Source organism: Sulfurimonas autotrophica DSM 16294, from assembly GCF_000147355.1.
GTDB classification, from domain to species: Bacteria; Campylobacterota; Campylobacteria; order Campylobacterales; family Sulfurimonadaceae; genus Sulfurimonas; species Sulfurimonas autotrophica.
On record NC_014506.1, the window covers coordinates 346849 to 368267 of the forward strand.

20 protein-coding genes are annotated in these 21419 nt (G+C 38.2%); 15 read left to right on the forward strand and 5 right to left on the reverse strand.

The genetic code is table 11. From position 1 onward, the window contains the following. Window positions 1-18 precede the first annotated feature (18 nt). From kdsA to SAUT_RS01905, 9 genes are all read left to right on the forward strand, one after another. On the forward strand, window positions 19-837 hold the full coding sequence (gene kdsA / locus SAUT_RS01865; RefSeq protein ID WP_281046553.1) for a 3-deoxy-8-phosphooctulonate synthase: 819 nt from the start codon (window positions 19-21) through the stop codon (window positions 835-837). Window positions 838-854: 17 nt separating this feature from the next. Then, window positions 855-1319, forward strand: a complete 465-nt coding sequence (gene ribH / locus SAUT_RS01870) for a 6,7-dimethyl-8-ribityllumazine synthase (RefSeq protein ID WP_013326176.1) — start codon at window positions 855-857, stop codon at window positions 1317-1319. Beyond that, on the forward strand, window positions 1319-1726 hold the full coding sequence (gene nusB, locus SAUT_RS01875; protein ID WP_013326177.1) for a transcription antitermination factor NusB: 408 nt from the start codon (window positions 1319-1321) through the stop codon (window positions 1724-1726). The genes ribH and nusB overlap by 1 nt, the downstream gene beginning before the upstream one ends. Beyond that, the gene (locus tag SAUT_RS01880) at window positions 1727-4156 is read left to right on the forward strand and encodes a multiheme c-type cytochrome (protein ID WP_013326178.1); all 2430 of its coding nucleotides are present in this window, start codon (window positions 1727-1729) and stop codon (window positions 4154-4156) included. It begins immediately after the preceding gene. Then, window positions 4153-5205 carry a dehypoxanthine futalosine cyclase gene (locus SAUT_RS01885; protein ID WP_013326179.1) on the forward strand — a complete coding sequence of 351 codons (1053 nt, stop codon included), beginning with the start codon at window positions 4153-4155 and terminating at the stop codon, window positions 5203-5205. Before SAUT_RS01880 ends, SAUT_RS01885 begins: the two co-directional genes overlap by 4 nt. Before the next feature lie 38 nt (window positions 5206-5243). After that, window positions 5244-6482, forward strand: a complete 1239-nt coding sequence (locus SAUT_RS01890; protein WP_013326180.1) for a M16 family metallopeptidase — start codon at window positions 5244-5246, stop codon at window positions 6480-6482. A 4-nt stretch (window positions 6483-6486) separates the two neighbouring features. Continuing rightward, the gene (locus SAUT_RS01895; protein WP_013326181.1) at window positions 6487-8721 is read left to right on the forward strand and encodes an AAA family ATPase; all 2235 of its coding nucleotides are present in this window, start codon (window positions 6487-6489) and stop codon (window positions 8719-8721) included. Window positions 8722-8754: 33 nt separating this feature from the next. Beyond that, entirely contained in the window at window positions 8755-9678 is a 924-nt protein-coding gene (locus SAUT_RS01900; protein WP_013326182.1) for a glutaminase, read from the forward strand. A 101-nt stretch (window positions 9679-9779) separates the two neighbouring features. Further along, on the forward strand, window positions 9780-10529 hold the full coding sequence (locus tag SAUT_RS01905; RefSeq protein ID WP_013326183.1) for a TIGR01458 family HAD-type hydrolase: 750 nt from the start codon (window positions 9780-9782) through the stop codon (window positions 10527-10529). Here SAUT_RS01905 and SAUT_RS01910 read toward each other — a convergent pair. Then, window positions 10519-11088 (reverse strand): hypothetical protein, encoded by a 570-nt coding sequence (locus SAUT_RS01910; RefSeq protein WP_013326184.1) that lies wholly within the window; start codon window positions 11086-11088, stop codon window positions 10519-10521. The two genes, SAUT_RS01905 and SAUT_RS01910, sit on opposite strands and share 11 nt — an antisense overlap. Window positions 11089-11345: 257 nt before the next feature. Here SAUT_RS01910 and SAUT_RS01915 point away from each other — a divergent pair, with 257 nt between their 5' ends. Beyond that, window positions 11346-11624, forward strand: a complete 279-nt coding sequence (locus SAUT_RS01915) for a peptidylprolyl isomerase (RefSeq protein ID WP_013326185.1) — start codon at window positions 11346-11348, stop codon at window positions 11622-11624. A 2-nt stretch (window positions 11625-11626) separates the two neighbouring features. After that, window positions 11627-12484, forward strand: coding sequence for an N-carbamoylputrescine amidase (gene aguB, locus SAUT_RS01920; RefSeq protein ID WP_013326186.1), 858 nt, complete (start codon window positions 11627-11629; stop codon window positions 12482-12484). Here aguB and miaA read toward each other — a convergent pair. From miaA to SAUT_RS01940, 4 genes are read right to left on the reverse strand one after another with little or no spacing between them, the layout of a single operon-like run. Further along, window positions 12465-13355 (reverse strand): tRNA (adenosine(37)-N6)-dimethylallyltransferase MiaA, encoded by an 891-nt coding sequence (miaA, locus tag SAUT_RS01925; RefSeq protein WP_013326187.1) that lies wholly within the window; start codon window positions 13353-13355, stop codon window positions 12465-12467. The genes aguB and miaA overlap by 20 nt on opposite strands. Window positions 13356-13372: 17 nt before the next feature. After that, the gene (locus SAUT_RS01930) at window positions 13373-14110 is read right to left on the reverse strand and encodes an endonuclease/exonuclease/phosphatase family protein (RefSeq protein ID WP_013326188.1); all 738 of its coding nucleotides are present in this window, start codon (window positions 14108-14110) and stop codon (window positions 13373-13375) included. A gap of 14 nt (window positions 14111-14124) precedes the next feature. Further along, window positions 14125-15540, reverse strand: a complete 1416-nt coding sequence (cls, locus tag SAUT_RS01935; RefSeq protein WP_013326189.1) for a cardiolipin synthase — start codon at window positions 15538-15540, stop codon at window positions 14125-14127. A 9-nt stretch (window positions 15541-15549) separates the two neighbouring features. Further along, window positions 15550-16224, reverse strand: a complete 675-nt coding sequence (locus SAUT_RS01940; RefSeq protein WP_013326190.1) for a hypothetical protein — start codon at window positions 16222-16224, stop codon at window positions 15550-15552. A gap of 125 nt (window positions 16225-16349) precedes the next feature. On the opposite strand from SAUT_RS01940, the gene SAUT_RS11005 reads away from it, so the two are divergent. The 4 genes from SAUT_RS11005 (at window position 16350) to SAUT_RS01960 (ending at window position 21417) form a co-directional block, all read left to right on the forward strand. Further along, window positions 16350-19451, forward strand: a complete 3102-nt coding sequence (locus SAUT_RS11005; protein ID WP_013326191.1) for an FIST N-terminal domain-containing protein — start codon at window positions 16350-16352, stop codon at window positions 19449-19451. A gap of 63 nt (window positions 19452-19514) precedes the next feature. Continuing rightward, entirely contained in the window at window positions 19515-20375 is an 861-nt protein-coding gene (gene mqnP / locus SAUT_RS01950; RefSeq protein ID WP_013326192.1) for a menaquinone biosynthesis prenyltransferase MqnP, read from the forward strand. Next, a complete protein-coding gene (locus tag SAUT_RS01955) occupies window positions 20372-20896 on the forward strand; it encodes a hypothetical protein (RefSeq protein WP_013326193.1) in 525 nt (174 codons plus the stop codon). Before mqnP ends, SAUT_RS01955 begins: the two co-directional genes overlap by 4 nt. Next, window positions 20893-21417: a hypothetical protein gene (locus SAUT_RS01960; RefSeq protein WP_013326194.1), complete on the forward strand. Its 525-nt coding sequence runs from the start codon at window positions 20893-20895 to the stop codon at window positions 21415-21417. The genes SAUT_RS01955 and SAUT_RS01960 overlap by 4 nt, the downstream gene beginning before the upstream one ends. Window positions 21418-21419 lie beyond the last annotated feature (2 nt).

Consider the following 21419-nt stretch of genomic DNA (forward strand, 5'->3'; position numbering starts at 1 on the left):
GATTATACAATAAAATTAATAAATTTACAAAATGGAAAAATTATGAAACTTTTAGCAGGACCTTGTGTCATTGAGAGTGAAGAAAATATTTTTACAATAGCAAAAGCATTAGAAAAATATCAAGAAGATGCAACAATAGATTTTTATTTCAAAGCAAGTTTTGACAAAGCTAACCGAACTTCGTTAGACTCTTTTCGCGGGCTTGGCATGGAAAAAGGTCTTGAAATTTTACAAAAAGTCAAAGACGATTTCGGCTATAAAATAGTAACGGATGTGCATGAGAGCATTCAGGTTGAGCCAGTTGCAAAAGTAGTTGATATGCTGCAGATTCCCGCATTTCTCTGCCGACAGACAGACTTACTTGTAGCTTGTGCAAAAACAGACAAAGAGGTAAACATTAAAAAAGGTCAGTTTATTAATCCGCCTGATATGCGATACTCTGTAATGAAAGTCCTTAAAACCCGCGGATGTGATGAGGTAAGTTACGAAAATGCACAAAAACATGGGATATATCTTACAGAGAGAGGCAGCTCTTTCGGGTATGGAAATATCGTTGTGGATATGCGTTCGCTTGTAATTATGCGCGAATTTGCACCTGTTATCTTTGATGCAACACACTCTGTACAGATGCCGGGTGCGCTTGGCGGCAAGACAGGCGGAGACAGCTCCATGGTGCCTTATCTTGCAAGTGCGGCAGCAGCTGTTGGTGTGGACGGATTTTTCTTTGAAACGCATTTTGATCCAAGTTGTGCTTTGAGTGACGGGCCAAATATGGTAAAATTAGACGAATTAGAAAAACTGATAGAAAAAATTAAAAAAATTCAAGCAATAAAATAAAAATAAGGAAAATGACAATGAATTTAATTGAAGGTAAATTAAAAGTAGTAAACGGCAAAAAAATAGCCATAGTAAGCACAAGATGGAACCATTTTATAGTGGATAGACTTGTAGAGGGAGCAAAAGATGCCTTTGACCGTCACGGCGGAAATGCAGAGGATTTGACACATGTTTTAGTTCCGGGTGCATTTGAGCTGCCTATGATTGTCGACCAGCTTTTGGCAAGCGGAAAATATGATGCAATTTGTGCTTTGGGGGCTGTTATCCGTGGTTCAACACCTCATTTTGATTATGTTGCGGCTGAAGCGACAAAAGGCATAGCAAGTATGAGCCTCAAATATCAAAAACCTGTAAGTTTCGGACTTTTAACAACCGATACAATTGAGCAGGCGATAGAGAGAGCCGGAACAAAAGCCGGAAACAAAGGTTTTGAAGCAATGGGCGTTGTTATAGAAATGCTAGATTTATACGAGGCACTGTAATGGCTACTCGTCAGCAGGCACGTATGGCCGTAGTAAGCCTTTTATACGCATATGATTTGGGAAACGGCAACACGTCTGAGCATTCAAATGAGATTCTTGAAGAAAAGAAAATCCGTAACAAACAAAAAGATTTTGCTCTTGGACTCTATGAAGGTGTTATGGAGCATATAGAAGAAATTGACAAAGCGATAGTTGAGCATTTAAAAGAGTGGGATTTTGAACGTTTGGGTGCAATTGAGCGTGCAACATTAAGACTTGCAACGTATGAAATTCTTTTTGGGGAACTTGATTCTGCGGTTGTTATTAATGAAGCAGTTGAAATTACAAAATCATTTGGAACAGAACAGTCTCCTAAATTTATTAACGGTGTTTTGGATGCAATAGCAAAAGATCACAAGGCAAAATAAATGAAGAAAACCCTCTGGCTTACTGTTTTTTTTGCAACTTTTTTAGTTGCATCAACAAATTATCATGAAAAAAACAATTGTTTAAAATGTCACGGAGGCATTGAGCATATTAGAGCTCCTGAATCCGGCATGGCAAAAGCGATTGCGAAAAAATCAGCAGAGGCAGGGTATGCAAAAAATAGCTGTATTGTATGTCACGGGGGGAATCCGGCTACAAAACATAAAAGTAAAGCGCACAAAGGTACTGTACAATACTTTTTGACACACGAAGGACCAAAAGAATTTTACCCGGCACCGGGCAGTACCTGGGTAAACCAAAATACCTGTGGTATGTGTCACAAAGAAGAAGTTGCTGCGCAGATGAACTCTTTGATGATGACAGAACAGGGAAAAATCCAAGGAGCGCTTTGGAGTTTTGGCGGTAAAGAAGGGTATAACCATACGATAGGTAATTACAAAACGAAAAATCCTACAGATATACATGCACGTCTTGGTACGAAAAAGTATCAAGAGTATATGCAAAAACTCTCAAAGATGGAGCCTCAGGCTTTTCCAAAAGAGATGACCGAGCTACCTCCTGCACCAACAGCAGAAGAAGTTGAAAAAGATCCTTCATTAGCTGTATATACCTACTTACGTCAAGAGTGTCTACGTTGTCATACGGGGAGCAAAGGTCGTCAAAAAAGAGGTGATTACCGAGGTATAGGCTGTGCATCTTGTCATATTCCCTACTCAAATGAGGGCTATTATGAAGGTGGTGATAAAAGCATATCACATAAAGAACGGGGTCACCTGCTCGTACATGAGATTCAATCATCCCGTGAAACAAAAGTTACGGTGCATAAGCAGAGTTATTCGGGTATTCCGACTGAGACATGTTCAACTTGCCATAACCGAGGAAAACGTATAGGTGTTTCTTATCAGGGCTTGATGGAAACGGCTTATAAAGCAACTTTTGATGCGAAGGGTAATCCTCAGCCAAAACTTCATACTAAACGATATATTCATATGCAGGGCGATGTTCACTTTAAAAAAGGCATGTTGTGTCAAGACTGTCATACGTCTAATGATATGCATGGAGATGGTTTTTTAAGCGGAGCAAATGCAGGTGCAGTTGAAATAGAGTGTCAGGATTGTCACGGAACAACAAAAAAGTATCCATGGGAATTGCCACTTGGCTACAGTGATGAGTTTGAAACATCTCCAAAAACAGGCAAAGCCAGAGGCGTGACAAAAACTATGGCAGAGTACCTCAAGCAAGGAAGCGTAAATGCCGCAGATGAAGGTTATTTACTCTCGGCCAGAGGCAATCCTCTCATACATACAACAAAAAAAGGCAAAGAAGTCATTATGCATTTGGCAAGCGGTAAAGATGTTGTCCTTAAACCGCTTAAACTGCTTAAAGAACAGGAAAAACTTTCTAAAGTCGGGTTGTTGGCTATGGATAAAATCAGTGTTCATAATGACAGATTGGAGTGTTATACCTGTCATGCAACTTGGGCTCCGCAGTGTTACGGTTGTCATGTCAAAATAGACTACAGCGGCGGCAAACAAAACCCTGATTATCTGCAGTCTTCCCATGACCATGATATGCATGGTCGTACTGGCATAATGAGAAAATCATTGAAAAAATATCTGGTTGATGGACAAGTAACTGAAACAAGAAGTTTTCTGCGCTGGGAAGATCCTGCTCTTTCTCAAAACGGAGAAGGGCGAATAAGCCCGACAATTCCGGGATGTCAGACAACTGTTACAGTTATAGGCAAAGACGGAAATGCACTGCTTCAAAATCATATATTTAAAATACCGAACGTTGAGGGTGCAGGAGCCGAGGGACAAAATGCTATAGATATGGCACCGATTCAGCCGCATACAATTCAAAAAGAACCGAGAAGCTGTGAGAGTTGTCATGCTATGAAAAAAGCGTTGGGTTATGGTATCACAGGTTCACAAACGACTTTTGACCCCTCAGTTGATACTATAGTAGATATTATGAGTGCTGATGGAAAGGTTATGCCGACCATTATAGATGAGCAGATTCCGGCGATTCCTAATCTACATTTTGATTATTCAAAATTTTTAGACAAAAACGGAACACAGTTGCAGACTGTAGGACATCATTGGAAACTCTCACAACCTTTAACAAAGGCACAAATTGATAAAACGGACAGAGCAGGTGCCTGTGTGGCTTGTCATGAAAGTATACCCGAAGGCAATCTGGCAGTTTCAGCTATGACACATATTGCAGAGATGGCAAATATGAAGATTGACAAAAAAAAGCATATGGGCATTTTAAATAAAATATTAAATCTTGCTGCATGGGTTCAGGTGCTTGTGGGCATATTTATAGGTATGCTTGGTATGTATATTTTTTATAGACTCTTTATTAAAAAGAAATCTATTAGTTCAAGAAATAGAGGATGGAAATGAGCAGACTAACTAAAGAAGAAGCACTTGATTTAATCCGCAATGCGGATTTGAAAGATTTAGGACGTATGGCAACACAAAGAAAAAAAGAGTTGCACCCCAAAGGAATTACGACCTTTGTAATAGACAGAAACATTAACTATACAAATATATGCTGGGTTGACTGCAAGTTTTGTGCATTTTACAGACATGAAAAAGATGCGGATGCTTATGTTTTGACTTTTGATGAGATAGATGCAAAGATAGACGAACTGCTGGAAATTGGCGGAACGCAGATACTCTTTCAAGGCGGTGTGCATCCAAAACTCAAAATTGAGTGGTATGAGGATTTAGTAGAGCATATACATCAAAAATATCCGACAATCACCATTCATGGATTCAGCTCGATAGAGCTGGATTTTATAGCCAAAGTTTCCCGCATAACAATTCAAGAAGTGCTGGCACGCTTAAAAGCAAAAGGACTGGCATCCATTCCCGGTGCAGGAGCTGAGATACTTTCAGACAAAGTCCGTGATATTATAGCACCCAAAAAGATAGATTCCGAGGTATGGATAGATGTGCATCGTCAAGCACATAAACTCGACATTATGTCTACGGCTACTATGATGTACGGTACGGTAGAAACAGATGAAGACATTATAGACCATTTGGATATGGTGAGAAATCTGCAGGATGAAACAGGCGGATTTCGTGCATTTATCATGTGGAGCTTTCAGGGAAAAAATACGGAGCTTTTAGCACGCATTCCCGATATGGAAAAGCCGTCATCAAACCGTTACTTAAGACTTTTGGCAGTAGCTCGTTTGTATCTTGACAATGTGCCTAACATTCAAAGTTCATGGGTAACACAGGGACCTTATATCGGTCAGATGGCACTGCGTTTCGGTGCAAATGATTTGGGCTCGACCATGATGGAAGAAAATGTCGTAAGCTCTGCAGGTGCCGCGTACACAATGGCAAAAGATGAAATGGTGCATCTTATAAAAGATATAGGTGAAACACCGGCTGTGAGAAATACAGCCTATGAGACTTTAGAGATATTTAACTCATGAAATTTTTTTTAATAATTTTAGCAATAGGACAGATACTAATGGCAGCACAAATAGACTCTATAGAGGTAAAAGGGATTAAAGTTCCGCTTATTTTTGAACAGGACACAAGACTTCCTCTTGTAAACACACAAATAGTTTTTACAAACAGCGGCAGTATAACAGACACAAAAAAGGCTGGACTTGCAAAGTTTAGTGCAAAGTTATTAAATGAAGGTACGAAAAAATTAGGTTCAAACGGTTTTGCCGATAAGTTAGAGTCTCGTGCTATACATATTTCGGCAAGTACCGGTACTGAGACTTTTGTACTTGAGACAAGTTCGCTCAAAGATGAATTTACAAATGCTGCTAAATTTTTAGCTAAATTGCTGAAAGACCCAAATTACACCGAGGAAGCACTCTCAAAAGTGAAGACGATGACAATCGGTTCACTCAGCCGTAAAGAGAATGATTTTGATTATGTCGCTTCAAATGAGCTGAAAAAACTCCTTTTTCCCAACACGCCTTTGGCACAGCCTGCATCAGGAACGGTTCAAAGCGTCAAAAGCATAGATCTTGAAGATGTCAAAAATTTTGTAAAAGAGCATTTGGTTGTTTCACGTGCCATAGTTGTTGTAGGAGGGGATGTTGACAGAGCAGAAGTAAAGAAAAATATAGCAAAAATTTTAAATACACTTCCAAAGGGAAAAAGCGAACCACTGCCTCATTTTCGTGCGAGTGATAAACCAAAAGAGAGTATTCTTAAACGTGAAACAAAACAGGCATATATCTATTTTGGCTCACCGTACAATATGGCAGTCAATGATGAAGATTACTATAAGGCGCGCGTTGCAACATTTATACTCGGAACAGGCGGTTTCGGCAGCCGTTTAATGGAAGAGATTCGTGTAAAACGCGGTCTGGCATACTCGGCATATGCACGCGTACATGTAAGCAAGTCCAGCTCATACTTAAACGGTTATTTGCAGACAAAACTGGATTCAATGGATGAGGCAAAAAAAACAGTCGTGAATGTTATTTCAGAGTTTGTACATAAAGGTGTAAGTGAAGATGAACTTGAGCAGACAAAAAAATTCCTGCTCGGCAGCGAGCCTTTAAGAGTAGAGACAATGAGTCAAAGACTCCAGCGTACGTTTATGGACTACTATAAAGGGTTTCCTCTGAATCATTCAGAACTAGAACTCAAAAAAATCAAGAAATTAAAACTCAAAGATTTAAATGATTTTATAAAAAAACATACGGAAATCCTAGAGCAGAGTTTTGCCATAGTTACAAAGTAGTTTTGTGACACTCATAGGCCAAATAGACAGAATTCTTTTTGAATCAGAGGGTTTTTTCATTGCCGTTTTAAAAAGCGGTGAGAAAATAAGCGGAACCTATTTTGAGAGTGATGTTGCGAGCATTAAAGACGCGGCAATCACGCTTGAGGGAGAATGGGTCGAGCATAAAAAATACGGCAAGACTTTTAAATTTGAGACACTCAAGGTCAACCAGAACGAACTCTTTTTCTTTCTCAATAAAATCATCAAAGGCTTTACAAAAAAACTCTCTGCTGATTTGATAGAACACTTCGGCTCAGACCGGCTCATTGAAATTTTAGACAATGACATTGAAAAACTTTTAGAATTTAAAGGTATAAAAGAAAAACGCCTGAAAAAAATCCAGGCTTCATGGAAACAGTTTCGCTCCATGCGCCGTTTGGGTGAGTTTTTAAGCCCGTATGATGTTACACCGGTACTTTTGACAACTATTGCTACGGCTATGAAAGACGTTGATGAACCCTGCACAAAAATCAAAGAAAATCCCTATATTCTTACAAGTATAAACTCCATAGGCTTCAAACGCGCAGATGAACTCGCACTTAAAATGGGTGTAGCACCTGAGAATGAACAGCGTATCAGTTCGGCTATGGATTATGTGCTGTTAAATTATTGTGAAGCGCAGGGAAACAGCTGCATTGCCAAAGAGGTACTGTTTGGCGGGTTGGATGAACTGCTTGGATTTGTGAACAAACAAAATCTGTATGAAGCTGCCTTGGTTGAGAGAGTTGCAGAACAAAGCATAGTGATAATGAAAAACGAGCGGGTTTCTCCTGCACGTCTGTATGATGCAGAAAAATTCTTGTATGATGACTTTACGGCTCGTGCTAAACTTGATAACGGGGGATTTGTCAAAGATTTGGATGCCTTTTTGTCTGAGAGTTCTCTCAAACTCGGCGAGCAGCAAAGAACTGCGGCGGAGATGATAAATAACGGTGCATCACTGCTTTTTTTGGTCGGGTATGCGGGAACGGGTAAGAGTACCACTTCAAAAACGATTTTAGAACTGCTCAACACCCGTTATGACAAAAAAGAGATAATAACCTGTGCGCTCAGTGGTATAGCCTCTCAAAGAATCAGTGATACGACAGGGTATGAGAGCGCAACGATTCAGTCGCTTTTGGTAAAACATGAAGAGAGTGATAAATTTCCCTACTCGGTTGTGCTTATAGATGAAGCCTCTATGATAAACTCTACACTTTTTGCACGACTTATGCGAAAAATCTCTAAAAAAGCCATTGTTATTATTGTCGGTGATGACGCGCAGCTTCCTCCCATAGGTGCGGGAAATGTACTGAGTGATGTGCTGAGTCTTGAACTCGCACCTACGGTTAAACTGACACAGATTTACAGACAGAGTGAAGAGCAGGCCATTACGCTTATAGCAAATCAGATACGCCAGGCAGAACTCCCCGAGTACAGGCAAAAATATGAAGATTTTGAGTTTGTAGATGTAAGCATACAAAATTATTATGCTCTGAAAAATCAACTCTCTCAAGATGAGTTGAAAAACCTCAGGGATGAAAATTCAAAGCAGATTATTACAGAAATTATTCATCGCGTTGTTGCATCTATTGAAAAAGCCAGATACAGACTCAACAACAAACAGATAAAAGAGTATTTGAACTATTTTCAGGTGATTACTCCTATGAAAGGCGGCATACTCGGTACAACCAACTTAAACAAGGTTTTGCAGGAGTATTTTAATCCGAATCCCAAGAAGTGTGTGAAACGCGGCGAGTTGGAATTTCGTCTTATGGACAAGGTCGTGCATACTAAAAATGAGAATATGGCCTCTTGGAGCGGGGAGGGTTTTAAAGAGGGCGAGGATACTGACGAGCGAAGAATTTTTAACGGTATGAGCGGACTGTTATTTAAAATTGATGAGGAAGAGGAACAGGTTTTTGTATTTTATCCGAATGAGGATGTCGTTGTGCGCTATGAGTATGAAGAGCTCAAATCTCATCTGATGCTCTCTTATGCACTTACCATCCATAAAGTGCAGGGAATGGAGTATGATATCATAGTTATTCCTATGAGTTTTACACATTATATTATGCACAATACCAAGCTGATATATACCGCCATTACAAGAGCCAAACACAAATGTATAGTTATAGGCGAGGGCGGAGCGTTTGAGAACGCCTGCCGACGTGTTGATGTTACAAGGAGAGATACGGTACTTCTTGAATTAAAATAATTGTGCTAAAATATGTCATATTAGGAGAAAAATATGGACTATCAACAAATACTGCAAGATATTGAGATTGAAATACAGCCTTTGTTCGGGAAGGGAAAAGTAGCTGATTATATTCCTGCACTTGCAGATGCCGATGCCGGGCAGTTTGCTATGAGCATCACGCTCTTTGACGGCAGTTCTTATGATGTAGGTGCTTCTGATACACTTTTTTCCATACAGAGTATTTCCAAAGTTTTTACCTTTACTATGGCACTGAAGTATCTCGGGAGTGAGCTTTATAAGCGTGTGGGGCGTGAACCTTCGGGTAACCCTTTTAACTCCCTTGTTCAGCTTGAATATGAAAACGGCATCCCGCGTAACCCTTTTATAAATGCGGGTGCCATTGTTATAACAGATACTCTTATTACACACTATAAAAATGATACAGCGGCTTTTGATGCCATAGTGGATTTTATACGCAGTATTGCCGATGATGAGAGCATTCGTATGAATGTTGTCGTGGCAGGCTCAGAGATGGAACATGCCTATAGAAACCTGGCGCTCACAAATCTGATGAAAAGCTTTGGCAACATTGACAATGAAGCTATCAAGTTGGTACAGACCTACTTTAATCATTGTGCTTTGGAGATGAATACAAAAATGCTCTCACGTTCAATGCTCTACCTTGCCAATCACGGTGTTGACCCTATAAACAACAAAGCCTATGTAACGAAAGCTCAGGCAAAGCGCATTAATGCCGTAATGCTGACCTGCGGGCATTATGATGCTTCGGGAGATTTTGCTTTTAAGGTGGGTGTTCCGGGGAAAAGTGGTGTAGGAGGGGGCATTGTAGCCGTCATTCCTCAAAAAATGGGTATCTGTGTCTGGTCGCCTGCACTTAATGAGCAGGGAAATTCATTGATTGGAACAAAGGCTTTGGAACTTTTTACGACAAAAACTGGGCTTTCTATTTTTTAAGAAGCCAAAATGGTTTCTCTTGCCGTTAGGCAAAGCTTTAGTGACTGAATATAATTTGGACTTTGTTCAAATTATATGAGATTTAATAGGAGGATAAAGTTATGTTTGATGAATCTATTAAAGCGGTATTATGTGATATCGGCGGTGTACTATATGTAGGTGATAAACCGATAGAAGGAGCAGTAGAGGCGGTAAAAGAGATAAAAAAGCATTATCCTATACGTTTTTTGACAAACACGACTCAAAGAACTTCTGCTCAGGTCGTTAAAAAACTTCAAAAAATGGGCTTTGAAATTACAAGTAATGAAATTATTACAGCCCTTGATGTTACAAAAATGTTTTTAGAAAAAGAGAAAAGTTTTGCTGAGTTTTTGCTCACGGATGATGCTCTTTGTTTTTTTGATGATCTGAAATATTATGAAGAAAAATATGTTGTCGTTGGTGATGCCCAAGATAATTTTAATTATAAAAATCTCAACTGTGCGTTTAGAAAACTGATGGACGGTGCTTCATTGCTTGGGATTGCAAAAAACAGGTACTTTAAAGATAGCGATAATGAACTGAGTATGGATGCAGGCTGTTTTGTGAGTGCATTAGAGTACGGGAGCGGACAAGAAGCCTCACTGATAGGAAAACCGAGCAGAGAGTTTTATCATCTGGCCTGTGCAAGCTTACATGTAAGCCCAAATGAGTGTGTGATGATAGGTGATGATATAGAGAGTGATATAAAAGGGGCACAAGAAGCCGGCATACAAGCGGCTCTTGTTAAAACAGGAAAATTTTCAAAAATCGATTTGTCTTTTGGTATCAAGCCTGATTATATTTTTGAGTCTATCGCTGCTATTTTGTAACGCTGTCGACACTGTTCATTACTTTGTTGATAACCGGAGCTATGTATGACATAGCCGAGTCATCTTCTACAGTTTTTTGCAGTTCTTGTTTTGTGCTGATAGTTTTGAGGTCGGTGATTTTTTTGTTTAAAACAGTGACAACGACTATTTTTGTCGTATCAATGCCTTTTCTGTATGGTGCTGCTGTTTTTTTGTCATCTAAAAGCAGTACAATATGCTTAAAGTCTTTGAGTCCCGGTAGAATAAAAAGGCTTCTGATAATTGAAGGTGCAGCACTCACATCAGCGACAAACTGCACATGATGCTCTTGCAGATATGTAGGTTTTTGAGTGTTGAAAAAGTCGTTACATGTGTGTGCCGGCTCTTTGTCGAAAGCAAAAATGACTTTGTAAGTATCTGCATTTAATGTATGCTCTTTACCAAATTGGTCTTTTAAATGTAAATCTGCAAGGCTCTTTCCAGCGACAAGCTTGGGCTCAACATTTTTGTTTTCATCACTTTTTGAGCTACAGCCCAGCAGTAAAAAAGCTGCCAAAATTGCAATAATTATATTTTTCATATATCTTCTCCGTATTTTTTCAGTATTATAGGTAAAAGTAGTTAATACAAGTATGACAATTTAATTGTAGTTTTACAACATGGGTTTTATCCAAGACCAAGGGGCGAAGCTAAAGCATCGCTTCCAAAATTAATCTCCAATTATTATAAAGCATAAGTAAAAATAGAGTAAAATTTTATAAACAAAGTATAGGAGCAAAATCGCACAAGTGCGATGGGTTTCTTTTATTTTGTGAAACAAAATTAAGGAATGATAGTATGGCATGGGCAACAGCAAGACATATTTTAGTAGACAGTGAAGAAAAATGTAATGAATTAAAAACAGAGATAGAAAATGGAGCGGATTTCGGTGAAGTGGCACAAGCAAACTCTAGCTGTCCATCTTCAAGAAACGGCGGAGATTTAGGACAGTTTGGACCGGGACAGATGGTGCCTGAATTTGATAAGGCGGTTTTTAGCGGTGATGTAGGTGTCGTGTACGGACCGATTCAAACACAGTTTGGCTATCATCTCTTAGAAGTGACAGGTAGAGGGTAGTCGTGCACGCAAAGGTAAAAGTATCGGCAATTCAAATGCGCATGAGTGAAGATAAAAACTCAAATGTCAAAAAGGCTGAGCAATTGGTTAAAAAGGCTGCTGCAGAGGGTGCAAATATCATACTTTTACCTGAGCTTTTTCAAACGCTTTACTTTTGTAAAGATATAGATGAAAAGTATTTTGAATGGGCGCAACCTTTAAAGAATAACGAACTAATACAACATTTTGCAGCTTTGGCAAAAGAGTACCATGTAGTTATATTAGTTAGTTATTTTGAAAAAGCTGAAAAAGGCTACTTTAACTCGCTTGTGGTCGTTGATGCAGACGGCAGCGTGATGGATAATTACCGAAAAACACATATTCCCGACGGTCCCGGGTATGAAGAGAAGTTTTATTTCGCCCCCGGCGATACAGGATTTAAAGTTTATGAAACAGCTTATGCAAAAATCGGGGTGGGTATCTGCTGGGATCAATGGTTTTGTGAAACGGCGCGTGCTTTGACGCTGATGGGTGCAGAGATTATATTTTACCCCACGGCTATCGGGAGTGAACCCGAGATTCATCTAGATTCAAAAGAGCATTGGCAAAGAGTACAGATGGGACATGCCGCGACAAATACCGTGCCTGTCGTAGCAGCCAATCGCACAGGCAAAGAACGGGGAGAAAGCTGCGAACTTACTTTTTACGGTTCTTCATTCATCACAGACTATACAGGCAAAATAATCGCCGAGGCCCCAAGAGACAAAGAGGCAGTTATCTATGCTGAATTTGACTTGGATGAAAATGCAAAACAAAGAGAGTATTGGGGACTGCTAAAAGACAGACGTTCAGATATGTATGCTAAAATCTGTCAAGAATAATATCTTGTAAATCTTCAAGCTTTGCACTTGTGATATCACTAAACTGCGTGCGGTTAAAGGTTTGCTGCCTTTTTGCAAGCTGGGCTGTGTGGGTAGATATCAAAGAGAGCATTGCATCTTTGTCTGCCTTGCCGTCCAAATAATCCAATACTTCCACAATTCCTATGGCACCCATAGCATGCGGCGCTCTTGTATATTTTTGTTCTAAAAAACAGATCTCGTCAATCAGCCCCTTTTCATACATTTTATGCGTTCTGTTTGCAATACGTTCACGCAGTACTTCTCTTGAAACATCAATATTGTAAATCTTTACATCTGTAATAACAGGCTTTGGAAGATTTTGTCTAAACCACTCACTCGGACTTATACGCGATGCTTCATAAATTAACAGCGCTTTTTCCATGCGGTATTTGTCATTGGGTGCTATTTTTTGCATATACTCTGCATCAATTTTTGTCAAAAATTTATAACAGGCATCTAAATCCTGTAATTGCTCTGTTACATGTAAGCTATGTTCCGGGCTTATGTTCGGTAAAGACGAAAGCCCCTCTATTAAAGATTTGAGGTAAAAAGAGGTACCGCCGACTATTACTAAGTTTTTATTATCTTCTTTACATGTAAGGCGTACTTTTTTATATAAATCTATAAATATATCAACACTGAAGTATTCATTAACAAAGAGCTCATTAATGCCGTAGTGTTTGATTTGTGCCAATTCTTCGCGTGAGGGTTTTGCTGAGACGATATCTATTTCTTTATAAAGACTGAGTGAGTCTATAGAGAGTATATATGCATTCATCTGCTGTGCAATTGCAATGGCTAAATCACTTTTCCCAGAGGCGGTAGGCCCTATAATGGCTATTTGTTTCATAAAAGGATTATATCACTTTATTGTTCAAGTTCAAAAAGTGCATAAATCGGATTATGATCTGAAATTTTTTTTGTATCGACTGCCATTGCTTTTAAGGGTTTGATGCCGCGATAGTAGATATGATCAATCGTCTGTGAAAAAATTTGTTTGACATGGTGTGATTCTTCTACGGCAAGTTTACAAAGCCCCAGCTCTTTTTGAAAATTTTCTAAAATTTTAAGACGTTTTTTGCTCCAGTTGTTAAAATCTCCGCCGATTATTAAAGGACCTTCAAGTTCTTGGAGAGAATTTTTTATTTTTTGGAGTTCATGGGTGAAAGCTTTGTGCGAAACAAAATTAACGGCATGAATATTGGCAAGATAAAGGGTTTTGGCGTTGCATACTTTATGCTGAGAGATTAAGAAGCTTTTATGGCTGCTAAACCAAAGCTCTTTTTTTGTCGAAAGTGATATCGTGATATTATGAAATGAACATTTTGCAGCAGTTAAAACACCGAAGATATTTTGCTTTGTCTCAATATTTGCTCCAAGAGCGAAAGAGTATTTATTAAAGGAAAAAGTGCTCTTTTTTGGGTACTTAACCTCTTGTAGTAACAGTATATCACTTGGATTTGTCTGCATAAGAGCAGAAAAACTTTTTTCAAAAGCTTTTGTTTGGTTTTCTTTGTGTACATTCCAGACCAAAAGAGAAAATTTACATGGTAAAGAGTCGGCTTGATGTGTCAGTTTTTTGGGTATTTGCTTGGGGATGAACATAATACCAATCCTTACTATAGTACCGGTGAGGTCAGTCTTGCCAGACGCGTGGCAAGCTTAAAAAGGAAAGCTTGTTTTTCAAGCTCGGCTATTTTTATTTCATATGAGTGTCTGAAATCATTTTCAAACATCTCTTTGATCTCTTGGGCAAAAGAGTTGTCTGTGACTAAAGCTGTAATTTCAAAATTGAGTCTAAAAGAACGATTATCAAGATTTGCGGTGCTGACGGCTGTATGAGAATCATCAATAAGCATTACTTTTTGATGTAAAAAACCGTTGTTGTAGCGAAAAAATTTTACACCTGTTGCGCTGACGGTTTTAAAATAGCTAAACGCTGCAAGATAAACAAGAATATGATCGGCTCTTTTAGGTATGAGAATACGTACATCAATACCTCTCAGCCCTGCAAGCTGCAATGCTTTAATAATAGCGCTGTCTGGAACAAAGTAAGAGCTTGATATCCAAATGCGTTTTGTTGCACTGTTTATTGCCTGCATAAACATCAGTGAAGCGGTTTCTAATATATCTGCAGGAGAAGAAGGTACAATTAAAACTTTTTTATTTTCTTTCTTGGATGACACAGGATTCCATTTTAAACAATCAATAAGATACTCGGCAGCCCAGTACCAGTCTTCGATAAATATTGTTTGCACTGCTATAACAGAGGGTCCGGTGATTTTTATATGCGTATCTCTCCAATGTCCGAATTTTTTATTTTTTGAGAGGTACTCATCGCCGATGTTATGTCCACCGATCCAGGCTGATTTTCCATCAACTACAACTATTTTACGATGATTTCTAAAATTGATTTGAAATCTGTTTTTAATACCTTTTTGCGTGTGAAAATTATAAACCTGTATGCCTGCTTGTCGCATTTCATCAAGGTAGTTTTGAGAAAGTTCATAGCTTCCTATTTCATCATATAAGAAGTATATTTTCACGCCCTCGTTTGCTTTTTTTATCAGGGTACGTTGTATCTGATAACCGAGGTTGTCGTCACGGATGATGTAGAATTCCAAGAGTATATATTTTTCTGCTTCATTAATACCGGCTAAAATACTTTGAAATGTTTTTTCACCGTCAATTAATAAATCGAGTTCATTTGCCTGAAGATAAGGCATTTTGGCTAATTGTTGGGAAGTTCTTTCAAAAATTCCCAGAGCTGATTCCTGCGGTATATAATTTTTTGTCTGTGTGACAATATTTTGGAGTCTGTCAGTTACAAGTTTTTCAGCCTTTTTGCGTGCTGCTGTGTAGCCGTTAAACTTGCTCCTGCCGAAAAACCAGTAAAGAGGAACGGCGATATAGGGTAAAGTCACAAGTGAAATCACCCATGCTGTAGCACCTTGCGAAGTTCTTGCGGTCATTATTGCATTAAGAGCGGATAATAAGCCGAGTATATAAACAAACAGTACTATGGTAAAAAGCATTTCAAAGCCTTAGTGTGAATTTTTCTCTTCAATCAGCTCGATATTTTTATTTGTTTCATTTAAAAGTTTTGGCTCATCTGCAGGTGATATATTGCCGCTGAGCGCTTTTATAAGTTCACTCTCCTGCTCTTTTGCCAGTTTTCCGCTTGCAACAGTGTCGATGATTTTTTCGGCTATACGCATTTTTGTCATATTTTCCTGCTGGTGAAAATATTTGTCCAAATTATCTTGATAAGCTTTGAGTTTGTCATCATGTCTGCGTTTAAAATAAAGATAGATAAAATAAGAGGCAATAACTAAAAGTAAAAAAAGTATAAGCAGTAAGTAGCGTTTTATCTCCATGGCATCTTGACGCTCCAAGTCGCGCAGTTTTGCTTCAAACACTTCTTTTTCTTTTGCCTGAGCCAAAAGCATTTTTTCTTTTTCTGCCTGAGCTTCGAGTTTTATTTTTTCTAAAAGCTGTTCTTTTTCAAGTGTTGCCAGCGTAGTCTGTGAATTTATTTTTGCCAGTTCCTGCTCTTTTTGTGCATCTATTTTTTTGAGTTGGACTTCTTTTGTATCGGCGATCTTTTCTTCAAAAGCTTTTTTTTGTTCAAGCTTTTTGGCTGCTATGTCTTCTTTTGATTCAGTAAGATTACAGGCGCTAAACAAGAGTATAAAAGAGATAAAAATAATAAATTTCATTATTGTGTGGACCTTTAAAAATTTAGAATATTCTACTCAAATTTTTGTTTGATAGATATTAATTATTAAGAACTTAATAACTTTATAATACCTTATAGTGTAAACTCAAATAAAAAGATTTTATAATGCAGCAATATAATCATAACTATACAGACCTTGATGACTTTGGCAAGTTTTTGAAAAAGTCTGCTATTGACGTGAATCAGAAAAATATTTTGATTCAAATGTTTACTTCTCATAATTCTAAAAAAGAGATAGAAAATATTGCCTCACAAATCATTTCTGCCCTTCCGAGTGCAACACTTATCGGTGCTTCCGCTGCAGGAGAAATCGTAAACGGCGAGATGCTTGATGAAAGTACTGTTGTCAGTATTTCGGTATTTGAAAAAACAAAAATAAGTGCTTATTATGAGAGAGAAGATGATTCTTACAGGTTGGGACTTGCTCTGTCTAAAAGAGTATTTGATAAAGATACAAAGTGTGTTATTACCTTTTTAGACGGTCTCGAGCATAACGGGCAGGAGTATTTACACGGGCTCTCTTCTTGTAACTTTAACAAGGTAGCCATTGCAGGCGGTATGGCTGCGGATATGCTGCAGTTTCAACAAACCTATACCGTTATCGGCGATAAGGTTTTTGACGGCGGTGCTGTGTGTGTTAGTTTAAAAGGGGATGCGTTAGAAGTTCTTCAAGATTATAATTTAGGCTGGAGAGCGGTCGGTCCGACATTTACGATTACAAAAGCAGATGGGGCAAGAGTTTATGAGATTAATCATCGTCCTATAAAAGATGTGTATGCAGAAGTACTCGGCGAATTTGCGGTTGACAATATGCCTGCTTCTACCATTGAATTCCCGCTTATTCGTAAAGAAGACGATATGCTTATAGCAAGGTCTATGTTGAATGTATTTGATGATGGGAGCCTGTTATACGGCGGTACTTTAGAAGAGGGGGAAGAGGTTTATTTCGGTATAGGCAGTAGAACGCTTGTCAATCAGTACAGCCTTAAAGAAGATATGGATAATAACTCTTTGCAGGCATGTTTTATCTACTCTTGTATAGCAAGAAAACAATTTTTAGACAAAGAACTTGAAAAAATATTTCGGCTACTTGAAAATGCGGCACCGACAAGCGGTTTTTTTACCTTTGGAGAATTTTTTCACAATGATGACAAGGCAAGACTTTTTAATGTGACGACCACTATACTTTTTTTACGTGAAAAAGGAACGCAAACGGTTAAGCATGGCGTCAATGAGAAGAGAAAAATTAGAAACAGTTCAAAAACCGACAGCGCACTTTTTAATCTGATAGAGTATGTAACAACGGAATTAAAAGAGCAGGAAAAAATCTTTAGAGCTTCAAAATTTAAGCTTGATGAGTTCTTAAAAGCACTTGACAGCGTAGTTATTATTTCAAGAACCGATATGCTGGGAAATATAACTTACGTGAATGAGCGTTTTGAGGAGGTAAGCGGCTATACAAAAGAGGAACTTATCGGTAAATCGCATAATATCGTGCGTGACCCTGATGTGCCTGATGAGGTTTTTACGGAGTTATGGAAAGAAATAACCAAAGGAAATATTTGGCAGGGAGAATTTTCAAATATAGCAAAAGACGGAAGCAGTTACTATGTAAAAAGCTCTATCATTCCAATCCATGATGAAAATAATGAGATTATAGAGTATATGGCGATTCGTGAAGATGTGACCTCATTGGTGCAAAGCCGTAAAAAAGCTGAAGAGGCTGAAGCCGCACAGGCAATGTTTTTGGCAAATATGAGCCACGAAATAAGAACACCGATGAACGGTATATTGGGCTTTACAGAGTTGCTTAGTAAAACTCAACTTGATACTGCACAGGAAAAATATGTTAACGTCATCAACTCTTCGACAAAAACGCTTTTAGACATCGTAAATGATATTCTAGACTCTTCGAAAATAACCAATAATAAAATCTCTCTTGAAAAGATTCCGTTGAACCCTTTTGTGGAATTTGCGACAACATATGAATTGCTAAAATCAGTGGCAGAGGAAAAAGCACTTAACTATACGCTTGAAATTGATAATGCTATATCTACATGTATATACAGTGACGCTACCCGTCTTCGTCAGGTTATAATTAATTTACTCTCCAACGCAATTAAATTTACACCGGAGTATGGAGATGTAAGATTTTGTATATCTTTGCTGCAGCAAAAAGAGAATCGTCAAATTATGCATTTTAGTATAGAGGACAGCGGCATCGGCATCGCAAAAGAAAAATTACAAGAGATTTTTAAACCTTTTGCTCAGGCAGAAACTTCTACTACAAGAAAGTTCGGAGGCACCGGATTGGGACTAAGTATAAGTGCCGATCTGCTTCAGGTTTTTGGGAGTGAATTACATGTAAGTTCTGTAAAAAATGAGGGCAGCTGTTTCTTTTTTGATTTGGAGTTTGATACATGTAATGCACTGCAGGATGTTTTAGTGGAAAATAATGTTGATGTTGTGTGTCAAGAACAAAAAGATTGTGATAAACTTTATTTGAGTGTACTTGTGGCGGAAGATTATCATGTCAACAGAATGCTTATAGAGTCGATTTTTCAAAAATATAAAAATATTACGCTTGAATTTGCATGTGATGGGAAAGAAGCCGTGCAAAAAGTGCAACAAAATGATTATGACGTGATTTTTATGGATATCAATATGCCTGTAATGAACGGTTTGGAAGCCGCTGAGTATATTAGAAAAGATTTACAAGCAGATGTTGCAATTGTCGCGTTGACGGCAAATGCGATTAAAGGGGATAAAGAACGATTTATACAAAGCGGTATGGATGATTATTTAAGCAAGCCGATTGATACGACAATGCTGGAGCAAATTTTATGTAAATATGCAAAGAAAGGAGAAACTGAAAAAACTATAGATATACAAAAAGTTTTACAGCAGGTAAATGAAAAAATAGGGCTCAATAAAGAAGTGGGTCTTAAACTTTTAAGATTATTTCTAGAGAGTTTGCAAGAATTTGTGCCTGTTCTTGAAAAAGCTTTTAAAGAACAAGATAATAAGAAAATCTATGAGACTGCACATAAGTTAAAAGGTGCTGCAGGAGCACTGTACCTTGAAGATATTTATGAACTTATGCAAGAAGTAGAAAAAAGTGCACTTGAAAAGGACGCTATGCGTCATACGGATAAAGTGCAATTACTTTATGAATATATGAAGGCATTTGAAAAGGGAATGACTTAATATCATTAAACTTTAAATCACTTTTAGATAAAATATAACATAACAATAAAGATGAGGTTTGATTTGCAAAGAATAATACAAAAAGCAAAAGATTTTAATGAACTTGTGATGTTTGAACATTCCATCTTTTCCCTTCCGTTTATATTTATAGCGATGATAGTAGCGGCTGACGGCTGGTTCGGGCTATGGCTTTTGATTATGGGAGTTTTGGCTGCAGTCAGTGCAAGAAATTTTGCAATGGGTGTGAACCGCTATGCCGATATTGATATAGATGCGAAAAACCCCAGAACGACAAACCGCCCAAATGTTGACGGCAGACTTGACAAAGTGAGTATATTTATTTTTATTGTTGTCAATGCTGCTATTTTCGTAGCAGTGGCATATATGATAAACTCATTGGCCTTTGCTTTAAGTATTCCTATTTTAGTTGTTTTGGCTTCTTACTCTTACATTAAACGTTTTTCCTCTTTGGCGCATGTTGTTTTAGGCGTTGCTTTGGGTCTTGCACCTATTGCCGGTGTGGTTGCCGTGAGTGCTTCTATTCCTTTATGGTCGGTACTCCTTTCGTTAGGTGTTATTTTTTGGGTTGCCGGATTTGATTTGCTCTATTCGCTGCAAGATATGGATTTTGACAAAGACAATGACCTCTATTCTATTCCATCGCGATACGGAGCGGATGCCACACTTTTTATCTCTGCACTTTTTCATGCACTTGCAGTTCTTTTTTGGCTGCTTTTTGTATGGGCTGCAGATCTTGGCCTGTTTGCCTATATCGCAGCTATTGGCAGTGGTTTTGTACTGTACTATGAGCAGATGCTCGTAAGAAAAGATTTTACAAAGATTGACCGTGCTTTTTTTACAGTTAACGGCTATTTGGGCATTGCCTTTTTTGTTTTAATAATTATAGACAGGACAGTATCATGAGTACACCGCGTTTAGTTCCGGCACCGATTGATATAGTGTTTTCAGAAGCCAATTTAGATAAAGGGGCATATGAAAGAGAGTATCAGCAGCTTAGCCAAAGTGATGATGATCCGATTTCCCAGTGGCTCAAACTTGCAAAAGCTCGCGGTGAAACCGCGGAGAGTGATCCTGTGTTACTTAATTTGATGGTGGAACTTCATCGAAAAATAGATGCTCTTGAAATGTTTTTAAAAAATGAAACACCAAAAAGACTCTCTTTGACAAACGAAGCACATATTCGCGCTATAGGTTTTGAGTATTTTGAATTGGAAGAGCCTTTGTTGCAAGAGGGCAAAGAGTACTACGGACGTATTGCCATGCCTGTACATCCAAAACGTGATATCGGTGTTTTTTTTAAGGCAGTTTCTCAGAATTTAGCACAGATTACAAGAATGCATGAGCGGGATGAAAAAGAGTGGGCTGCTTACTTGACAGCGCGTGAGCGTATTTTAATTCGTGAATCAAAAGAGAAAAAACAGTGAATTTAGAAAACTTCAGTTTTAATATAGAATATCTCATTGTTATCCTTGGCGGAGTTATTTTATATTTGCTGTATTATGTATTTACAAAAGATGCCCAGTACTCTCGAAATATTCGTTCAGTTGCTTCTGTGGTTGAAGATTTGAATAGAGAACTCTATTATTTGAAAAAAAAGCTCGACCAAACACAAAGCAGCATTGAAGACAATTCTCAAAGAATGAATGATGATGAGATTTATCAAGAGATAGAGCGGAGTGTGTATGATATGGTGCATCCCCTTTCTTTGGCAATAAAACAGCTTCAAAGTAACATTAATACAATTGAACATGATATGGAGACTAAAATACTCCAACTTGAAAGTGGTGTAAAACAGATATCCATTCCTGCATCAATCCATGGCAATGATGATGAAAAAATAATATCTCTTTTTCAACAGGGTGTTTCCATAGAAACGATTTCCAAAGAACTGCATCTCTCCAAACCGGAAGTGGAATTTGTTTTAAAAATAAATAAGATAAAGTAGAT